The 19,165-nt window shown below is 44.4% G+C and carries 16 protein-coding genes and 2 pseudogenes; 11 read left to right on the forward strand and 7 right to left on the reverse strand.

The window, feature by feature from the left end; translation table 11 throughout:
* The first annotated feature begins 67 nt into the window (after positions 1-67).
* Together HHK01_RS02980 and HHK01_RS02985 are read left to right on the forward strand one after the other, a co-directional pair.
* Complete coding sequence (locus HHK01_RS02980) at positions 68-1,279, forward strand: dicarboxylate/amino acid:cation symporter (RefSeq protein ID WP_170006354.1); 1,212 nt, start codon at positions 68-70, stop codon at positions 1,277-1,279.
* Positions 1,280-1,413: 134 nt separating this feature from the next.
* The gene (locus HHK01_RS02985; protein WP_170006355.1) at positions 1,414-2,253 is read left to right on the forward strand and encodes an aldo/keto reductase; all 840 of its coding nucleotides are present in this window, start codon (positions 1,414-1,416) and stop codon (positions 2,251-2,253) included.
* Between the two features lie 362 nt (positions 2,254-2,615).
* On the opposite strand, the pseudogene HHK01_RS02990 reads toward HHK01_RS02985, so the two are convergent.
* Positions 2,616-3,272, reverse strand: a pseudogene (locus tag HHK01_RS02990) (transposase); the annotation flags it as partial.
* A gap of 997 nt (positions 3,273-4,269) precedes the next feature.
* Between HHK01_RS02990 and putP the strand changes: the two are divergent.
* Complete coding sequence (gene putP / locus HHK01_RS02995) at positions 4,270-5,778, forward strand: sodium/proline symporter PutP (protein ID WP_170006356.1); 1,509 nt, start codon at positions 4,270-4,272, stop codon at positions 5,776-5,778.
* 50 nt (positions 5,779-5,828) lie between these two features.
* Here the strand turns inward: putP and HHK01_RS03000 are convergent, their stop codons facing one another.
* On the reverse strand, positions 5,829-6,611 hold the full coding sequence (locus HHK01_RS03000; RefSeq protein ID WP_170006357.1) for a CAP domain-containing protein: 783 nt from the start codon (positions 6,609-6,611) through the stop codon (positions 5,829-5,831).
* Positions 6,612-6,777: 166 nt separating this feature from the next.
* Between HHK01_RS03000 and gatC the strand changes: the two genes are divergently transcribed.
* From gatC to gatB, 3 genes are read left to right on the forward strand one after another with little or no spacing between them, the layout of a single operon-like run.
* Positions 6,778-7,068, forward strand: coding sequence for an Asp-tRNA(Asn)/Glu-tRNA(Gln) amidotransferase subunit GatC (gene gatC / locus HHK01_RS03005; RefSeq protein ID WP_170006358.1), 291 nt, complete (start codon positions 6,778-6,780; stop codon positions 7,066-7,068).
* Positions 7,069-7,080: 12 nt separating this feature from the next.
* Entirely contained in the window at positions 7,081-8,517 is a 1,437-nt protein-coding gene (gene gatA, locus HHK01_RS03010) for an Asp-tRNA(Asn)/Glu-tRNA(Gln) amidotransferase subunit GatA (protein WP_170006359.1), read from the forward strand.
* Positions 8,518-8,536: 19 nt separating this feature from the next.
* Complete coding sequence (gene gatB / locus HHK01_RS03015) at positions 8,537-9,967, forward strand: Asp-tRNA(Asn)/Glu-tRNA(Gln) amidotransferase subunit GatB (RefSeq protein ID WP_170006360.1); 1,431 nt, start codon at positions 8,537-8,539, stop codon at positions 9,965-9,967.
* Positions 9,968-9,982: 15 nt separating this feature from the next.
* Here the strand turns inward: gatB and HHK01_RS03020 are convergent, their stop codons facing one another.
* Both HHK01_RS03020 and HHK01_RS03025 read right to left on the reverse strand, forming a co-directional pair.
* On the reverse strand, positions 9,983-10,138 hold the full coding sequence (locus HHK01_RS03020; protein ID WP_170006361.1) for a hypothetical protein: 156 nt from the start codon (positions 10,136-10,138) through the stop codon (positions 9,983-9,985).
* A 5-nt stretch (positions 10,139-10,143) separates the two neighbouring features.
* Positions 10,144-11,403 carry a helix-turn-helix transcriptional regulator gene (locus tag HHK01_RS03025; protein ID WP_170006362.1) on the reverse strand — a complete coding sequence of 420 codons (1,260 nt, stop codon included), beginning with the start codon at positions 11,401-11,403 and terminating at the stop codon, positions 10,144-10,146.
* A 149-nt stretch (positions 11,404-11,552) separates the two neighbouring features.
* On the opposite strand from HHK01_RS03025, the gene HHK01_RS03030 reads away from it, so the two are divergent.
* Both HHK01_RS03030 and HHK01_RS03035 read left to right on the forward strand, forming a co-directional pair.
* Entirely contained in the window at positions 11,553-12,092 is a 540-nt protein-coding gene (locus HHK01_RS03030; protein WP_170006363.1) for a tudor domain-containing protein, read from the forward strand.
* Between the two features lie 487 nt (positions 12,093-12,579).
* Positions 12,580-13,494: a diacylglycerol kinase gene (locus HHK01_RS03035; protein ID WP_170006364.1), complete on the forward strand. Its 915-nt coding sequence runs from the start codon at positions 12,580-12,582 to the stop codon at positions 13,492-13,494.
* Positions 13,495-13,735: 241 nt separating this feature from the next.
* On the opposite strand, the gene HHK01_RS03040 is transcribed toward HHK01_RS03035, so the two are convergent.
* The 3 genes from HHK01_RS03040 to HHK01_RS03050 form a co-directional block, all read right to left on the reverse strand.
* Complete coding sequence (locus HHK01_RS03040; RefSeq protein ID WP_170006365.1) at positions 13,736-14,020, reverse strand: YciI family protein; 285 nt, start codon at positions 14,018-14,020, stop codon at positions 13,736-13,738.
* A gap of 41 nt (positions 14,021-14,061) precedes the next feature.
* The gene (locus HHK01_RS03045; RefSeq protein ID WP_170006366.1) at positions 14,062-14,388 is read right to left on the reverse strand and encodes an NUDIX hydrolase; all 327 of its coding nucleotides are present in this window, start codon (positions 14,386-14,388) and stop codon (positions 14,062-14,064) included.
* A gap of 274 nt (positions 14,389-14,662) precedes the next feature.
* On the reverse strand, positions 14,663-15,568 hold the full coding sequence (locus HHK01_RS03050; protein WP_170006367.1) for a TIGR01777 family oxidoreductase: 906 nt from the start codon (positions 15,566-15,568) through the stop codon (positions 14,663-14,665).
* Positions 15,569-15,650: 82 nt separating this feature from the next.
* Here HHK01_RS03050 and HHK01_RS03055 point away from each other — a divergent pair, with 82 nt between their 5' ends.
* The 3 genes and pseudogenes from HHK01_RS03055 to HHK01_RS03065 all read left to right on the forward strand — a co-directional run bounded on the left by HHK01_RS03055 (position 15,651) and on the right by HHK01_RS03065 (position 19,015).
* On the forward strand, positions 15,651-16,574 hold the full coding sequence (locus HHK01_RS03055) for a YndJ family protein (RefSeq protein WP_170006368.1): 924 nt from the start codon (positions 15,651-15,653) through the stop codon (positions 16,572-16,574).
* Positions 16,575-16,673: 99 nt separating this feature from the next.
* Positions 16,674-17,342, forward strand: a pseudogene (gene rlmD / locus HHK01_RS03060) (23S rRNA (uracil(1939)-C(5))-methyltransferase RlmD); the annotation flags it as partial.
* Positions 17,343-17,746: 404 nt separating this feature from the next.
* Entirely contained in the window at positions 17,747-19,015 is a 1,269-nt protein-coding gene (locus HHK01_RS03065; RefSeq protein ID WP_170006370.1) for a hypothetical protein, read from the forward strand.
* Positions 19,016-19,165: the final 150 nt, after the last annotated feature.

The following is a 19,165-nucleotide window of genomic DNA, read 5'->3' on the forward strand; positions in this document are numbered from 1 at the left end:
AAAGCAAGAAAGCCTTAGTATAATCCATCTATGATGTACAACTGTTTACTCAGGGAGGACAAAAAAGATGAGAAAACTCGGCTTACTACCAAGAGTTCTTTTAGCCATTGCGCTCGGTATTGCTATTGGTTACGTATCACCAGGCTGGTTAGTCCAAGCGATTGCCACATTCAACGGCCTGTTCGGTAATTTCCTAGGGTTTGCCATTCCACTAATTATTATTGGATTTATTGCCCCTGGAATTGGAATGATGGGCAAAGGTGCTGGAAGGCTTCTAGGACTAACTACGTTTATCGCTTACAGTTCGACAGTATTAGCTGGGCTACTTGCGTTTTTCACAGCACAAGTCCTCTATTCTTTTATTCTTGTGAACCAATCTTCACAGACTTTTGACAGTCCAGAAGAGTCATTGGTAAAAGCATTTTTCACAGTAGACATGCCTCCGGTCATGGGAGTTATGACAGCATTATTCATTGCTTTTACGTTAGGACTTGGAATGGCAACTTCTAAAGGAGATACCCTTCTAAATGTCATGAATGAATTTAGAACCATTGTGGAGAAGCTCATCAAAAAAATAATCATTCCGTTACTCCCGTTTCATATTTTTGGCATATTCGCAAACATGACTTATGGTGGCCAAGTTGGGGTCATTATGTCGGTTTTTATTAAAGTATTTATTATGATTATTGCTCTTCATAGTTTATATCTCATTATTCAGTATTCAGTAGCAGGTTCAGTTAGCAAGCAAAACCCATTGACTATGATAAAGACAATGTTTCCTGCCTACTTCACGGCACTTGGAACTCAGTCCTCGGCATCTACCATTCCTGTTACGTTAGAACGAACAAAAAAATTAGGAGTACGAGAAAGAATCGCCGATTTCTCCATTCCTCTACTTGCGAATATTCACTTATCAGGTAGCACAATTACGATTGTAAGTTGTGCTGTGGCCGTTATGATGATTCAGGGAGAAACGGCAACATTCGGTGCTCTGTTTCCGTTTATTCTCATGTTAGGTGTCACGATGATAGCGGCTCCTGGAGTTCCCGGTGGAGGGGTAATGGCATCCTTAGGGCTCTTGGAGTCAATGCTTGGATTCAACGCAACGATGATCTCTTTAATGATCGCATTGTACTTGGCACAAGACAGCTTCGGAACAGCGTGTAACGTAGCCGGGGACGGGGCGATCACAGCACTAACTGACAAACTCATAAAAAGCGATCACGAGCTAGACAATCCTATGCAAGACAATGAAGCTAAGCTCTTAGGTAACTTCTGATTGTCTAGTCTACAGTTTCTTTAAGATCGTTTACCTTGACTAGGTTTAGAGCGTACAATACGATGAACGTAGCGAATCTAATTGAGGTTGAAGTCAGATTTGTGAATGTCTATCTTTCTGAAGGGGGAAGGAACATGCCAGTACTTGAAAACTTGAAGTCAACAACTACCCTACATAACGGGGTTGAAATGCCGTGGTTTGGATTAGGTGTATTTAAAGTGGAAGACGGACAAGAGGTGATCTCCTCTGTAAAAGCAGCTATTGAAGCAGGGTACAAGTCTATTGATACAGCGGCTATTTATCGGAATGAAGAAGGTGTGGGACAAGCTATTCGTGAATCAGAAATCTCACGCGATGAACTATTCATTACGACAAAAGTGTGGAACGATGACCAAGGATACGAAAGCACACTGCAAGCATTTGAGGAGAGTCGGAAGAAGTTAGGTTTAGATGTAATTGATCTTTACTTAATTCACTGGCCAGTTAGAGGCAAATACAAAGACACATGGCGTGCACTCGAAACTCTCTATAAAGACGGAAAAGTACGAGCAATCGGCGTCTCCAATTTTCATGTACATCATTTAGAAGATTTGATGGAGGATGCTGAGATCGTGCCTATGGTGAATCAAGTAGAATTTCACCCACATTTGTCACAGCGTCCACTACGGGATTTCTGCCAAACACATCATATCCAGTTGGAGGCATGGTCGCCGCTAAAGCAAGGAAACCTTCTTCAAGATCCGCTACTGCAAAAAATTGCTGACAAGTACGGCAAATCAGTGGCACAAATCATTTTGCGTTGGGACTTACAAACAGGTGTCATCACCATCCCAAAATCTGTTAAGGCGCACCGCATAAGTGAAAACGCAGACATTTTTGACTTTGAACTGTCCCCAGAAGACTTAGCAGCCATTGATGGACTAAACAAAAATGATCGTGTGGGTACAAATCCGGATACTTTCGATACTAAATAAAACATTCCGCTCCTTTACCACAGAAAACACTCATGAGCGGAGCACTTAACCATGCATGGAAACGGGTCACAAAGCAGTCGAGTTGTGATCAAGGCGGTGCGAGTGGAGCCCCATGTAGTTTATCAATCAACATCCGAAGTTGTTTTTTTAGGCTGTTTGAATCAATTTCATAATTGCTCTTTTTAAAAATACACAGACCAGCAGAATAGTAGTTACTTAAAAATTTTCTTGATTCGTACCGCTTGAACAAGGTTGTTGATTTCCGCTACAGGCGGACGCTTTCCGCGGGCGGGCAGTGAGCCTCCTCGTCGCTCCAATCAACGGTTTACAAATGAAGATTGAGCATGAACACAGCCTATAGTTTAGGCAACTTGTTGTCGATTGAATAAGGCATGGATACGATCAGCAGCTAATTTTGAAGCATTATAAACTAAGGTCACAAAGTCAAAATGAACTTTGGCGCGTTTTCCAGTCCGGTGACGAACGTTGTTGAGTTGAAAGTATTCCTTTAAGTAAGCATTGACTCGTTCAACAGCTGAACGGCGTTTGAACAACTTTTTCCAAGCTTTTGATCCACGAGCGGGCGCTGTATATCTCCGTAGGTCGTTGGTGATTTTGACTTTATATACTTTTTGGCACACGTCTTCGTTGGCTAAAGGGCAGTCTACACACTCTTTAGGACGAGTGTATTTCAGTGTCTCGTATTTGGCATCAAAACTGTCATAGCGATACGAGTGCTCCCGTAAGCAGGTAGGCGCATAGTGTTTATTAAAACCTACTGATTCTGGCTCATTTCGCTTGTTATACGCAATGATGGACTGATGCCCCATTCGATGTACTTGTTCATAAATAGGGTCATAATCATAGCCGGCGTCCATGGTCTGATAGCGTAATGTCGGAAGAGCGAGACGTACATGAATCCCCTTTAATAGTGGGATCGCTGCCTTTCCATCGTTCAGACTACCCAATGAGAAAAGGGTCTGTAGTATGTATTGACTCGATGTGCCGACAGTCAGATGAAATGCTCAGACTTAGAGTGGGATGCTCAGACTCAGAGAGGAATGCTCAGACTTAGAGTGGGATGCTCAGACTCAGGGAGGAATGCTCAGACTCAGAGAGGAATGCTCAGACTCAGAGAGGGATGCTCAGACTCAGAGAGGAATGCTCAGACTCAGGGAGGAATGCTCAGACTTAGGGAGGAATGCTCAGACTCAGAGAGGAATGCTCAGACTTAGGGAGGAATGCTCAGACTCAGGGAGGGATGCTCAGACTCAGAGAGGAATACTCAGACTCAGGGAGGAATGCTCAGACTCAGGGAGGAATGCTCAGACTTAGGGAGGAATGCTCAGACTCAGAGAGGAATGCTCAGACTTAGGGAGGAATGCTCAGACTCAGGGAGGGATGCTCAGACTCAGAGAGGAATACTCAGACTCAGGGAGGAATGCTCAGACTCAGAGAGGAATGCTCCGATCCACTGCTCACGCTCTGCCTTCGGTTTTCGACCGCGTTTTTTGGGTTCAGTTTTGGGCTTTTCTTCTTTCGGCGGTACATCCGAAGTTGTTTTTTTAAAAGGATACATCATATGATTTTAGGCGTCTGCGTAACTCCGCCCCTTTACCACAATAAATTTAAGATACAAAAAACAAGCGGGCTCAACTCGCTTGTTTTTTCGTGTGACTGAAAAACCCAATTCGACTTTGTTTTTCAAACTCCCCCTACTGTAAAAGTCAAGATAGTTTCCTGTGACGTGCACCTTAATTTTATAAATTTCCGTGTATACATATTGAGTATTTCGTTCATACGGGACTTGATATACATGAGTATTGAATAATTATTCATTTTAGTAATTTTGACTGAATATTCTATTTGTTGTAAAATATAATGTATGTTATGATTATCATCGTGTCGTCAGAGTCATAGGCTCATAAGTAATCTGGAATATGGGGAAGTTCTGCATAATTTTATGTAAGTTTTGTATACTAGTGTTAGATTCAGAAAGGGGAATGCAACTAATTTATGGAAACTGCTACTTTAGTGACGTTTATTGTGTATTTAGTAGGAATGTTAATTATTGGTTTAGTGGCCTACAAGTTAACTAGTAACTTATCAGACTATGTGTTAGGTGGCCGGAGTACAGGACCTGCCGTTACTGCTTTGAGTGCAGGCGCTTCTGATATGAGCTCGTGGCTCTTACTCGGTTTGCCAGGTCTTGCTTATGCGACAGGGGTTAGTTCGATTTGGATGAGTGTTGGACTTCTTATTGGTGCGTATGTCAATTGGAGAATCGTAGCGCCACGTCTCCGTTCGTACACGGAAGTAGCGGATGACGCCATTACGATACCAGATTTCCTCCAAAGTAGATTCCGTGACAAATCAAGTCTGTTACGTGTTGTATCTGCACTTATTATTTTAGTTTTCTTCACGTTCTATGTATCTAGTGGACTTGTCGCTGGAGCAATTTTGTTCCAGGAGAGCTTTGGTTTAGATTACATGCAAGCCCTTCTGATTGGAGCGATCGTGATCGTTTCTTACACCTTCCTTGGAGGTTATTTGGCGGTAAGTTGGACAGATTTTGTTCAAGGATTGCTTATGTTCCTTGCACTTGTTGTGGTACCGATTGTCACCATTGTTGAACTGGGTGGCTGGTCTGAAGTAACATCGCAAGTGGGTGCCGTGGACCCTGGATATTTTGATCCATTTTATAATATGACTACCATCGGAATTATCTCGCTCGCTGCGTGGGGACTTGGGTATTTCGGGCAGCCGCACATCATTGTACGTTTTATGGGAATTAAGTCTGTGAAACAAATTCCTGCAGCCCGTCGCATTGGGATGAGCTGGATGGCTATCTCTATGGCTGGGGCAGTTTTGGTAGGGTTTATAGGAATTGCGTACTTTGCAGGTGACCCATTAATCGCGGGTGATATGGATAATAGCGAAAAAGTATTTATTTTGCTATCAGATGTATTATTTAACCCAATAGTTTCGGGTATTTTGTTAGCAGCTATTTTGTCGGCAATTATGAGTACCATTGACTCTCAGCTACTCGTCTCCTCAAGTGCATTGGCAGAAGATTTATATCCTGTCGTTCGTCCAAACGCTAGCCAGAAGGAATTGGTTTGGATCGGTCGAATTGGCGTGCTTGTTATCGCTATTGTGGCTATTTTGCTAGCGATGGGAGCCCAGAATGGAGAAACATCCGTCCTAGACTTAGTGGCGTACGCATGGGCAGGCTTCGGAGCAGCGTTCGGTCCGGCGATATTACTTTCTCTTTATTGGAGAGGTACAAACCAATGGGGAATATTAGCAGGTTTAGTCGTCGGCTCACTCGTCGTCTTTACATGGGTCGATGTGGCTAGTGCTATTTGGGCGCCGGCAGCCAAACTATATGAAATAGTTCCAGGCTTTATCTTGTCACTACTCGCTATTATTATCGTGAGTAAGTTAACAGGACGTCCTGGAGAAGATATTCAAAACGACTTTGACAGGGCAGTCGCGTACGATCCTGATGCAAAAACAGAATAAACGATGAAAAGGGTGGTGAGCCAGCGACTGGTTCACCATCCTTTTTGGCGTTATGGAGTTCGAAACATTTGGGTGAAGTACGCCCCGTGTGAACCTCCTTCCACGTGCCCAACTCCGATTTCAGTAAACTTTTCGTTTAAAATGTTTTTACGATGTCCCTCTGAGTTCATCCATTGTGAAACGACTTGCTCTGCCGATGTTTGTCCTGCTGCAATGTTTTCAGCAGCGCTAGAGTAGTCCACGTTAAACTGCTGCATCATTTCAAAAGGATCGCCATACTGAGGGCTATTGTGACTAAAGTAATTGTTGTCACTCATGTCTTGTGATTTTACCTTGGCAACGTTTGCCAGCTTCGCGTTCATTTTAAGAGGCTGTATCCCATTTTTTTCTCGTTCAGCATTGGTCAGCTCAACCACTTGCCGCTCTAGTTGAGAAACAGTTCCTTCACTCGCTTGTTCTCCTTCATTTCTGTTAGGTTTTTGAACTTGATTTGATTGAGTGGCTTCCTTTTGTTGTCTGGCTTCATTGGGCCTGCGCGGTGAATTACGATACCCATTCACACCGTATTGGCTCTCTTCACCATCCATTAAATCGGGGATCGGTCCCTTTGTGTTCGGATCGAGAATGTCCTCATTTGGTACGATGCGACTGTTATTATGCTGATTTTGTACATCGCCAGTACCATATTGAAGCTGGATGGGACCCTCATTGGTCTCCACATATCCTGTATTTTCAAGTTGTTCGGCGGGTCTAGCTTCGTTATTTTGACAGGCGACTAACACAAGTCCCATTGACAAGAGAAACAAGACAAATAGAAACTTATTTGTTTTCATATTACCAGTGTCCCCTTAGAATCTTTCTATTATGTGTCGCAAAGGATTCCTAATTTCTCATTTAAAGTAGTGCCAGTTAGCCAAAGCATTGCTTCACTTTGGGGAAATCTGCTATTATCAAAGGTATTGCAATACGTATGAGACCCTCATGGAGGTGAAGGAATAGATGTCGAGAATTTCCATTGAACAAGTCAAGCACGTAGCCCATTTAGCCCGCCTTGATATGACTGAAGAGGAAGCGCAAACGTTCACGACTCAGCTTGATGCAATTATTGGCTTTGCTGAACAACTAAATGAATTGGATACAGAGGGTGTAGAACCAACGAGCCATGTACTACCTATGACGAATGTCATGAGAGAAGATCATCCGAAGCGAGCGCTCAGTCAAGAAGAAGTGTTACAGAACGCACCAGACCACGAACAAGGACAAATTCGTGTGCCAAGTGTGTTGGAATAGGAGGAACGATTCATGAGTTTACTTTCGCATTCCATTCGCGAATTGCACGATAAATTAAAAACAGGTGAAGTGACAGCGAGTGATCTTGTTGGCGCTTCATTTAAACGAATTCAAGAAGTCGACGACAAAGTACAAGCATTTTTGACTTTAGATGAAGAGCGTGCAATGAAGGCAGCGGGTGAGGCAAAGCCAACAACTGCTTTAGCTGGATTACCGATCGGAATTAAAGATAACATTGTCACAAAAGGATTACGCACAACGTGTTCGAGTAAAATTTTAGACAACTTCAATCCTGTGTACGATGCAACTGTAATGGAGAAGTTGTACGCACAAGGGATGATTCCTGTCGGCAAATTGAACATGGATGAGTTTGCGATGGGGTCATCGACAGAGAACTCTGGATTTCAAAAAACGCGCAACCCATGGAATTTAGATACAGTACCTGGTGGCTCTTCTGGTGGATCTGCGGCGGCAGTAGCTGCGGGAGAGGTTCCTTATGCACTCGGAAGTGATACAGGAGGGTCTATCCGTCAACCAGCAGCCTTTTGTGGTGTGGTCGGACTAAAGCCTACGTACGGTCGTGTGTCTCGATACGGCTTGGTCGCCTTTGCTTCTTCATTAGATCAAATTGGACCGCTAACTCGTACAGTAGAAGACAATGCTTACATACTTGAAGCGATTTCAGGACTTGACCCAATGGACTCTACGTCAGCAAATTTGGACGTGCCGAAGTACACAGAAAGCCTCACTGGTGATGTGAAGGGGCTTAAAATTGGTGTGCCGAAAGAGTATCTCGGTGAAGGAGTTTCGGCGGAAGCGAAGCAGTCTGTTTTGGACGCTTTAAAAACGCTAGAGAAACTCGGCGCGACCTGGGAAGAAGTATCCCTCCCTCACTCTAAATATGGACTAGCTACCTACTACTTGCTTGCGTCCAGTGAGGCGTCTGCCAACTTGGCCCGCTTTGATGGTGTTCGATACGGCTATCGTTCGCCAAACGCTGAGAATTTAGTGGATCTGTACAAAAAAACGCGAGCGGAAGGGTTTGGAGACGAGGTAAAACGCCGAATTATGCTTGGAACGTTTGCTTTGAGCTCTGGTTATTATGATGCCTATTACAAAAAAGCCCAACAAGCTCGTACGCTTATTAAGCAAGATTTTGAAAACGTCTTTGAAAAGTACGACGTCATCATCGGACCGACAACACCGACTCCAGCCTTTAAGGTAGGAGAAAAGGCGTCAGATCCGCTAACGATGTATGCGAATGATATTTTAACGATTCCAGTCAACTTGGCTGGTGTTCCAGGCATTTCAGTCCCGTGTGGATTCTCAAACGGATTGCCACTTGGCTTGCAAATTATCGGTAAGCACTTTGACGAACAAACTGTCTACCGCGTGGCGCACGCGTTCGAACAAGCAACAGACTTCCACAAAGAGCGTCCTGCTCTGTAACGAAACGAGGTGAAATGAGATGAACTTTGAAACGATTATTGGCTTGGAAGTACACGTAGAATTGAAAACAGAATCTAAAATTTTCTCTTCAAGTCCGAACCATTTTGGGGCTGAACCGAATACAAACACGAACGTCGTCGATTTAGGCTATCCGGGTGTGTTGCCTGTGCTAAACAAGCAGGCAGTCGAATTCGGTATGAAAGCTGCGTTGGCATTAAACTGTGAAATCGCAACAGATACGAAATTTGACCGAAAGAACTACTTTTATCCGGACAATCCGAAAGCGTATCAAATTTCGCAGTTTGATAAACCGATCGGAGAAAACGGTTGGATTGAAATTGAGGTTGCTGGTGTAACGAAGCGAATCGGTATTACGCGCCTTCATCTAGAAGAAGACGCTGGGAAGCTGAACCACGTTGGTGGGGGGCATTCCTTAGTTGACTTCAACAGACAAGGTACACCGCTCATTGAGATTGTTTCTGAGCCAGACATTCGCACCCCTGAAGAGGCCTATGCGTATCTGGAGAAGTTAAAATCGATCATCCAATATACGGGCGTTTCCGATTGTAAAATGGAAGAAGGAAGTTTACGTTGTGATGCGAACATTTCCTTGCGCCCATTAGGACAAGAAGAATTTGGAACGAAAGCGGAGCTCAAAAACTTAAACTCGTTCAATTTTGTCAAAAAAGGGTTGGAGTTCGAGGAAAAACGTCAAGAGAGAGTGTTGCTGTCTGGCGGTATCATTGAGCAAGAAACGCGTCGCTTTGATGAGTCAACAGGTGATACGATTCTTATGCGTGTAAAAGAAGGCTCTGATGACTATCGTTACTTCCCGGAACCAGACTTGGTCGCGCTTCACATTGATGATGAGTGGAAGGAACGTGTACGTAATAGCATCCCTGAGCTTCCAGACTCACGTCGCGCTCGTTACGTATCTGAACTCGGATTACCTGCATACGATGCGAAAGTACTCACGTTAACAAAAGAGATGTCCGACTTCTTTGAAGAGGCTGTTGCGGCGGGTGCAGAAGCAAAGCAAGCGTCCAACTGGCTCATGGGTGAAGTAAATGCGTACCTAAACGCTCAGCAAAAGGAATTAGCTGACGTAGCTATGACTCCGCAAGGCTTAGCAGGCTTAGTGAAGCTCATCGAAGAAGGTACGATCTCTTCAAAAATTGCGAAGAAAGTATTTAAAGAGTTAATTGAAAAAGGCGGAGATCCAGAGCAAATCGTGAAAGACCAAGGACTTGTGCAAATTTCCGACGAGGGAGAGCTTTTGAGGATTGTAACGGAAATTCTCGATCAAAACCCGCAATCCATCGAAGATTTCAAAGGTGGAAAAGATCGTGCGCTTGGTTTCTTAGTCGGTCAAATTATGAAAGCGACAAAAGGACAAGCGAATCCACCGATGGTCAATAAGTTGTTGGTGGAAGAAATGAATAAAAGATAAAAAGAGGCTGTCGAGTTAACTCGACAGCCTTTCTTTCTCATCTACAGGTTCATTGATCTGGGGATCGTCGACATCCGTCTCATTGCCTGGGTCCGCTAGTACAGTGATGGGAGCATAGATGGACATGAGCAAGGCAGCGATAAGTAGCCCTGTGCGTAGTAGTTTTTTCAAAAATGTCATCCTCCTTTCTGAATGGCATCGCGGATCTTTAATTCTTGGGCAAAATATTCTGCAGCTTTTTTGTAACGCCTCTTTTCAAAATAATATTCTGCAATTGTCGCTGCCATCCCTTCAGCCAAGCTCCACTTATTTTGACGTAGTAAATGGTGTAGTACAGTTTCGTATTCTTCTATTGAATCCTCCGCCTGCTCGCAGTCATGCTTCCATTTTGCACAAAAGTATTGGAGCTGCATGCGGTCATCATCAGATAAAACAAACGAAGCAGCCTCTTGCATGAATTGTTGAAATCGGTTGAGATCCTTTAACGAGACGCATGCATCTAATAGTGAGCGATAAGAGAGGAGCTGCCCACCGAGCTCGTGCTCATTCCGGAGCTGGATCGACTTTTGGAATGAGGCCATCGCGAGGTCGTGCGCTTCTTGAGATTTTTGAACAAGTCCGATGTTGTGATGAACACGAGCTAGTAAAAGGGGTAGCTCCTGTTGAGTAGCTAACTCTTGTGCTTTTGATAAATAGGACAAAGATTCATCCCACTCTTCTGTTTCAATGGCTAAGGCGCCTAGCAAGTTATATGTTTCAGCAAGCTTCTTCCATTGATGCTCGAATAAGTATTTATGCATCGCCTCATTAGCAGCCCTCTTCGCTTTAAACGGTTTATGTGAAGCACGGTACAGTAGGGCGTAATTAAAGTGAATGGAAGCGATGACAGGACTCGATTGTTTGTAGCCAAGGAATTGTTCAAAGTAATAAATACTTTTGTCCCACTGCTGACGGTGAAAAGAGTGTAGCCCTAGAGCATACACATATATTTCGTGTACGAGGCTAAGGGGAAGCTCGTCTTCTGATGAAATATAGTGCTGCACTTGTTCCCAAGCGTCTTCATAAGGGAGATTTTTTTTCATACAGTACGACATCTTTAATAACACATAAATAATCTCCTGCTCGATGTGTGGAATGTATAAAGGATCAGGTAAAGAAGCGTAGGATTTCTCTAATGCATCTATATCAAAAAACAAGTGATGCTTCCATTGGGCGAATTGCTCATCCCATTTTGCATCGCGTTGATAGTGCCGTAAAACGTAATCAGAAGGCAAATGAAGACGTTCGGCAAGTAGGAGCAGTGTCTCTTCGGAAGGTTGGAAGCGCCCCAATTCAATGTTACTCAAATGCGTGGCAGATATAATTCCTTTGCTCAATTCTTGTAGGGAAAGCTGATCTCTTTTGCGGTAATAAGAGATTCTTTTGCCTATATGCAAGAAAGTCACTCCTTTCGTCAATTCTTTATACTACTATTTTAAAGAGTTTTGTATTTTAAGACAACAAAAGATAGACAGAGTATAATGGAGATAGAAATTAGTCGGATCTTGTCGAGAAATGGAAGTTGGCTGCGGAAAGAGAGGACATCATGTCGGAAACGTCGAGAAGTACAAAACGAAACGTCACCGTTGTCATGACTGTATGTTGTATGTTGTTGCTACTCGTCGTCATCCGCGAAGAGTGGAACAGAGAGTCGTTACATAGAAAAGTCTCAACCAATTTCTTCCCCCAGAATAGTACGATGGAGGAAGTTTTCGAGCAAAGGGTTTCACGCATCGCGATGAGTACGCGCTTTCATGTGGAACTTGGGACGATCGGGGTTGGAGAATCTGCTGCGAGTGCCATACCAAGCTTGGTTCCGTATCAAATCACAACGAGGGATCATCTAAAGCAAGATGAACTGGTGTACCAAATATCAGAAAAGGCCGTATGTAATGATGGTGAAGATGCCGTGATCGTCTCGTTAGACAGAAATCGATTTGTTGCTTTTCAAAACAACAGTAACAAGGAAAGATGCGCTATATGGGAGTCTGATGGATACTATCACAGACTTCAACTAACGGATATAGATGAAGATGGAAGCGTGACGAGTGAAGAAATGTTTGAGATGATCGAGCTTTTGCTATAGGGAGCTACCACCGAAAGATCATGAGGATTTTGCTGACGCACAAAAGAAATTTCATGAGAAGTTGGTTGATCGCTTCCGCACAGATTCTGCATTATGGGAGGAAGTCGCTTACCATATCATGATGACATTGAAGGAAAACGGACTTCATAAAGCGAATGTGTAGAGGAACAGTTTTCTAAGGGGGAGTCCTTCGAATGACTTCTCATCGCTTTTGGTTTGTCATGGAGGAACGAGTAAACTAACCCCGTTTGCGCACTGTTCACTTATGACAAAAGTTTGGAAGGTACTTGTAAAGTAGCGCCATTCCATGTACAATTTCTACGTTATGAATTCGGGCGTCAACAGGAGGTTGCATTTTTTCTTAGCCTAGCATCCTGATGTTTGATACACGAACGGTCAATGGACTAGAGAGTCAATCTTCGAATCCGGAACCCGGTGTTGATCGAGGTTAACGATCCGAACCAATCACAGTAGTAGGATGATGAACATGAAACGGGCACGAATTATATACAATCCAACGTCAGGGAGAGAAGCGTTTCGCAAGCACCTCCCCGAAGTGTTACAGCGATTAGAGATGGCTGGATACGAAACATCATGTCACGCGACAACTGGAGAGGGCGACGCTATTAAGGCCGCAGAAACGGCAGTTGAACGTGAGTATGATGTCGTCGTCGCTGCTGGAGGAGACGGAACGATTAACGAAGTCGTCAATGGGCTTGCAGAGAAGCCTTACCGTCCTAAGCTAGGCGTTATTCCTATGGGGACAACGAACGATTTTGCACGTGCACTTCACATTCCACGCTCTATTGATCAAGCAGTCGATATTATTGTAAAAGGCGATACTTTACCTGTCGATATCGGGAGAAGCAACGATAAATACTTCATGAATATTGCCGGTGGCGGTCGGCTAACTGAGCTCACATACGAAGTGCCGAGTAAGCTGAAAACCATGCTCGGTCAACTGGCTTACTACATTAAAGGAATGGAAATGCTGCCTTCTATTAAGGCAACCGAAGTAGAAATAGAGTATGACGGAAAAATGTTTGCAGGGGAAATCATGCTCTTCCTCATAGCGAATACAAATTCTGTGGGTGGATTTGAACGGCTTGCACCAGATGCGTCGATTAACGATGGCATGTTTACGATGCTTATCTTGAAGAAGACAAACTTGGCAGAGTTTATCCGCATAGCTTCACTAGCTTTACGCGGAGAACATATCGGCGAGAAGCACGTGATCTATACGAAAGCCAATCGAATCAAAGTGCATTCTCAACAAAAAATGCAATTGAATTTAGACGGGGAATACGGCGGTCTAGTTCCAGTGGAGTTTGAGAATTTGTATCGTCACCTCGATGTTTTTGTACAAATGGATAAAGTTCGACCGACCGATTTAGTGAAATAAGTGAGATGAACCTAGAGTGGGACTACACCCGTTCTAGGTTTTTTATTGTGGAAAAGGGGCGGAGCGATGCCGAGTTCTAATCATGTTCATTTAGTCTATTAGAGTAAAACTTCGCATAGGTCACACCCCATACATGGGGCTCTGCTCACACCGCCTTGATCAAAACTAGACTGCTTTGTGTCCGATTTCCATACATAGGTTGAGTGTGGAGCTCATGAATGTTTTTTGTTAATTTCAGGAGCTATTTTGCAGGATGGAGAATTTCAGTTGCTTCTCGGTACGGCAAAATCTGATAAGAACGGTAGTAACCGGTCATAAGAAACGGATCGTCTTCCACGAGTTGACGAGCTACGTCATCATTGTCGACAGTGAGTAGTAAAAAGGCACCATCTGTAGAAGAAAAAGGTCCACAGGTTTGCAACCATCCGTGTCGTGCGAGTGTTCGCAAGTACTCCACGTGGTTATGAAGTAAGCTATCGGTGAGACGTGAAGGTTGTTCTTGTTCGTAGAGTACTACAACTGGCATTAGAGGCTCGTCCTTTCTGTGCGAATGTATGTTCGTTATCTTTAATATACGGAACATACATTCGATTTGTCAAGAAAAAAAGAGACTGCTTCTGACAGCAACCCCCAGTCCATATATCTGCGCAAGAGAGGTAAAAAAGTAACGTGATCCTCGTTATATAACCGCTCGTCTACGTGTAGAAGACCTGCAACCTTTGTACTCAGAGAAGTTTGCTCGCGAATGTGGCGAATCGCTGCGTCCTCCAACGTTTCGTCTTCAGATCTCTTTCCACCAGGCAAACTCCACAATTCTGTCTGTCCTCTGACCAACCATAGCTGCTGTTCTTTATTCAAAATCATCGCATTGACAACGTCCCATCGTTTCGACATCTCCGAACTTCCCTCATTATCAACGTAACAAATGTATTGCCAGTTCGCCAGCTTTATGTAAATTAAAATGGAATACTCGCATGAATAACTAGAACTCTAGTAAACTAATGAAGAAGTGTATAAAAATGGGGGGATCGCCATGCAAGAAAGCAGCCTATTTTACCAACAGAGGTTTGTACGTAAAGGATGCTTCACATGGGCACGATCAAGGCGCTTTTAAGTGCAGTCAAATCATAACAAATCCACAATCACTAGTTAATTCCATCCAAACCCGTTATGTGCGCAGTAACTTATGCAAAGCCTCTTCCAAATGATGGAAAACAAAGGGCACATCGTGATCGATTGCAACTTGTGGCGCCACGCGCTGTCCTTCAATTAAAAACTCCGCCATTTCTCCGAATAGCACGCGTAACAAAGAAGCAGGTACTCGATTCCAGTTTGGGCGACGTAACGTGGAACTAGCTACTTTCGAGAACGTGTCAAACTGTACAGGGTTCGGCGCCGTAATGTTCACAATGCCTTCTATATCAGAAGTCGCGCACCAAGCAAGAAGTTCAGCAGCATCTTGCTCGTGGATCCAGGAAAGCCACTGCTGACCCGAAGCAATACGTCCGCCAACGCCGATTTGAAAAGGTTTGATCAATGAGGGAAGTGCGCCTTCATTTCGGCCGAGCACGATCCCGATGCGAGCAATGACTTTGCGCGTGTCAGGAAGGTTTGCGTGCTCAAATAATGCTTCCCACTGTTCGCACACCGCAGCTGGGAAACTATTATTGAGGACAGGACTATTTTCGGTAAGCGAGATCTGCCCCTGATAGCCGTACGCCCCAATCGCAGAACCTTGAATAAAAGCCTTCGGTGGAGTGGCTAGCTGTGCAGCAATCTCTAGCATCCGTTCCGTCGCCTGCAAACGACTCGTGAGAATTTTGTCTTTTTTGTCCACTGTCCATCTGCCGTCATTAATCGGATGACCGGCAAGGTTGATGAGCACCTCGATTGATTTGCCACGGAAGTAATTGATTTCAGACTTGGAATCTTCGAGCCAATGAATATAGGTAATACCGTTCTCTTGTTTTGACGAGCCACGCGTAACCACCATCACCTCATGTCCCCGATCGATAAGCAGTTTAGCGAGAGCTTTCCCAACAAACCCCGTGCCACCGCTTAATAAAATCTTCATGTGAAAGACCACCCTACAAATGGAAGTTTTCCTTCATATTACCCCTAAATTCGGCTACAGTGAAGAGGAGAGGGGGATATTCATGATTGGTTGGATTGGATTTTTGTTATTTGTCGTCGTGTCCTTTTTGATGGGGGCGATTCGAAGTATAGAGTATGTAGAAATGATGTTGGTGATTGCTTATGGGGTGTTTGTGCCGATGGGATTGAGGCTGTTTGCGCCAGACGCGGATCGGTGGGTGGCATGGCTGTGGAGACTGCATCCTATCGCGTTTGTAGCTACACTCGTTAGCTTTCTTTTAGACCGTGGCTTATGGTCGACGGTGTTTTCTTTGCCATGGTTTTTCTGGACTGCGCTCTTGTCGTTGTATGGGTTATGGACTTTGTGGAAGAGGCAAGCATGGCGCACGTTGCCGGAACTTTTATTGCATATAGGCCCTGTATACATCGTGGTTGGCGGTATGTGGCTCGTCTTGCATCGCACAGGTCTGGATATTATGGGATTCCCAGACATTATCGTGCTACTCACGTCGATTCACTTTCACTACGCGGCGTTTGTCGTGCCGATTGTGTTTGGATTGGCGTTACGAGCGGCGGGTGCACGGCTTGGCAAAGTTGCTAGTTTCTTAGGAAGTCTCGTGCTCGTGGGACCCATTTTTGTTGCGTTGGGAATTACGTTCGGAGAGTCCCTACCATGGTTTGAGTTCTTCGCCGTCGTCGAGCTCGTCGTCCCGATCGCGCTTTTGTCCTTTTTGTTCCTATGGAAATGGGTGCCGACATTGGAGGATACACGAGCGAAAGGACTACTCATCATCGGATTCGGATCGCTCTTTGTGTCGATGAGCTTTGCCTTCTTGTACGGATACGGGCACGTGCATGACGGAGAGGAATTGATGTTTTTGAGCATCCCATTGATGGTGTTTGTGCACGGGATGGTGAACGTATTTGGATTTTCGTTGTTCACGCTGCTTGGGATGAGACGACTACGGGAGTTAGGAAAGGTGTAGGGCTGGGACTTAACGGAAAAGTGTGGACGTGGGGCTTGTTTAGGCGTGGGTGTGGTAAACTGGGAATAACAGACTAGAGTGAGAAAGTGATGATGAACAGTGGCTAAACAGACGCCCCCAGTAAAAAAAAACGAAACAATCGAAGTAACATTTGAAGACTTAACACACGAAGGACAAGGCGTCGCAAAAGTAGACGGCTTCCCTTTGTTTGTACCATACGGATTACCTGGTGAAAAGGCGACAGTCAAGGTCGTGAAGCTCCAAAAAGGCTACGGATTCGCACGCATTATGGAGATGAGTGAGGCAAGCCCAGACCGCGTCGAACCACCGTGCCCGATCTATAAAGAATGTGGCGGCTGCTCCTTGCAACACCTTAGTTACGAAGGACAACTCCGCGCCAAACAAAAGCACGTACAAGACGTCATGCAAAGGATTGGCGGCTTTCCAGACGTGAATGTGCTCCCAACACTCGGCATGGACAACCCATGGACGTACCGGAACAAAGCACAAGTACCAGTCGGAGAGCGGGAAGGCGGCCTCATCGCCGGCTTCTACCAAAAACGTTCCCACGAAATCATCGACATGGAAACGTGCATGATCCAAGGCGAAACGAACGACCAGCTCGTCCAGCACGTCAAAGAAATTTGCCAGAAGTACGGGGTTGAGGCATACAACGAAAAAACGCACAAAGGTAACCTCCGTCACATTATGGTGAGAACCGGTGCGAATACGGACGAGATCATGCTCGTACTGATCACACGGACAAACGGGGAATACGGCGGTCTAGTTCCAGTGGAGTTTGAGAATTTGTATCGTCACCTCGATGTTTTTGTACAAATGGATAAAGTTCGACCGACCGATTTAGTGAAATAAGTGAGATGAACCTAGAGTGGGACTACACCCGTTCTAGGTTTTTTATTTCAGATGATCTACTCGTACGTAATTTTAGGATCCTTCATGCTGACCGAGCACAATGCCGATTCGGGTAATGACTTTGCGCGTGTTAGGAAGGTTTGCCTGGCTTTTTGTGTCAATAAGCTGCGCCTTTTTGTACGGATATGGGCACGTAAATGATGGAGGGCGCTTGTATGGACAGCATATGGTAAACTAAAAGTAACAGCTCGAGCTTGGATGGACATAGAGCAAAGTACGCAATGAAGGAGATAGGGCGAATGATCGATACGAATAGTATACAGCACTGGTTCCCCCAGTTGATTGATTCATATAAAGAAGAGAAGAGTTCCGTCTATAACACTTGGTTTACAGATGAAGGGCGCCTGAAATATTTTCGCTCGATTCGAAAAGGTGTGATGAAGATGGTAGACGAAATAAAAAGTGGTGTGTTCGGTAATGATTTTAAAGAATCGTCGCTGGAGTCTGTTTTGCAGTCTATTTGTGAACAAAAAGAAGTCTTCCAAGGGGCGAGTCATGCGTTTATTTGGAAGCCCAAATTGAGAATTCCAGATATATATGAAAATGAGGAGAATAAGATGGCTTTCGCTTTGTTTCTGGAGGCCTGTTTGCGTGCGCAATCCGAAACGGCTCTGCTACATGAGGTAGACAAACTAGTTAATCGCAAAATAAAAGGATTGGGACCAGCAGTGGCAAACATTCTCTATTTTTTACACCCCACCATCTTTCCTCCTTTCAATACAGCCATGGTAGAAGGCTTTAATTTACTATTTCATCAAAAGGCGAAGCTCGGGTCATGGGAATCCTATTTATATATGAGAGAGATCATTTTACAAGTGAACAAAGCTTATAATCGGAAACTATCAAAGGATTTAGGCATGATAGGGGGACTTTTATTTGAAGTAGGAAAAGGCGAAATATTACCCCCGCGTTCTTCAGGTATTGATGTAAAAATGGACGATGTGAAAATTGAAAAATATCAAAAGAAACGTTTGCTCGCCGCTAAGAAAAATGAGAAGGAAGAAAACTCCCATCAAGAGCAACAATACCTTTTGGCGAAACTAGGAAACGCACTCGGCTATGATGTATGGATTGCTACCAATGACCACGGCAAAGAATATAGCGGAGAAAGGTTAGGGAACCAATCGCTATCCTCATTTCCCCCAGTTCCATATTCGCAGGATGTAGTGGACACCGTGAAACTGATCGATGTCATTTGGTTTCAAAAGGGGACATCTGTCATTGAGACCGTATTTGAAGTGGAAAGTACGACCTCCATCTATTCTGGAATTTTGAGAATGTATGATTTGTCACTATCGCTTGGAAGAAGCCAAGTGTGTTACTTAGTGTCACCGAAGAGCCGTGAAAAAGAAATATTGGCACAAGTGAGAAGACCTTCTTTTAAGGAACTAACAGATATGGAACTTCGCTATATTTTCTTCGAAGACTTGTGCGAACACTGTGATGCCATGTGCAAGTTTGGCGAAAATAAAGAAGTATTACAAAGACTCTCCAAGTCCTGTCAGTGATTCAGTGAACGGAAATTTGGACTGACCAAGATGAAAAATGTAGATATTTACAGCTACTTCTCATGCCATTGCGTGTACAGGTCATGTAGGTGAACAAGCTGCGAGCTACGGAAGAGGGAAAAAGCTTTATGATGAATTCGTTCTCTCCTT

It is taken from the genome of Bacillus fonticola (genome assembly GCF_012955605.1).
Classification (GTDB): Bacteria; Bacillota; Bacilli; order Bacillales; family JC228; genus Bacillus_CG; species Bacillus_CG fonticola.